Source organism: Vibrio sp. YT-19(2023), from assembly GCF_033337395.1.
Genome location: NZ_JAWOQN010000263.1, coordinates 1 through 879, shown reverse-complemented (window position 1 = coordinate 879; position 879 = coordinate 1). Strand labels below are relative to the sequence as shown.

Below are 879 nucleotides of genomic sequence, written 5' to 3'. Positions count from 1 at the left end.
CGATAGACAAAGAGCTGGGAGCCAGAATTCCGAGTAGGGTATCTGTGGCCACCAGTTGCTGCCTTTGCAGTGTTACAAGGAGTACCGCTAATGCTAAACAGCAGACTAGCAGCGCAAGATAGAGGTTAACGTTTAGTAAGAACCCGAGAGCGAGCCCCATTAACGATGCATGGGCAAGAGTGTCACCGAAGTAGGCCATTTTGCGCCATACAACGAAAGACCCAAGTGGACCTGCGATGATTGCAATACCAATGCCAGCGAGGATAGAAGGTAGAAGAAACTCAATCATGGTGATGATGTCCGTGGCTATGGTTAGAGCACGAGGTAGCGTCGCCCGATACTGGAGAGCCAGACAAATCGTGATGGTGATGCTCGTGGTCGTGATGATAAAACGCGAGTGATTCTCTCGCTGCGTTACCAAACAATGCTATGTAAGAAGGATGCTGAGTGATCGTTGCTGGTGATCCCGAACAACAAACGTGGTGGTGCAAACAAATCACATCGTCTGTTTTTGCCATGACCAAATGCAAATCATGAGATACCATAAACACAGCGCAATCGAAGCGGTGACGGATGCTTTCAATCAAATCGTATAGATCGATTTGTCCCTGAACATCAACACCTTGAGCTGGTTCATCAAGAACCAACAAGTCAGGGCGTTGTAGCAGCGCGCGGGCGAGTAGGACGCGTTGGTTTTCACCACCGGAAAGGCGGTGCATGTTGCTCTTAATTAAGTGCTCTGCACCAACTAGTCTTAATGCATCAAGGCATTCTTGTTTGCTGTACTTTCCTGCTAAATTTAAGAAACGGATAACGTTTAGCGGCAAAGAGTCGTTGAGTTTCAGTTTCTGAGGCACATAACCAATTTTTAGCTTTTTC

At 47.3% G+C, this 879-nt stretch carries 2 protein-coding genes; both read right to left on the bottom strand.

The genetic code is table 11. The features are described from left to right. Positions 1 to 289, bottom strand: a 289-nt coding sequence (locus R7E78_RS25305) for a metal ABC transporter permease (RefSeq protein ID WP_318058497.1), incomplete at its 3' end; no start/stop codon positions are given. Further along, the coding region (locus R7E78_RS25300) for an ATP-binding cassette domain-containing protein (RefSeq protein WP_318058496.1) at positions 282 to 879 on the bottom strand (598 nt) is incomplete at its 5' end. The genes R7E78_RS25300 and R7E78_RS25305, both read right to left, overlap by 8 nt.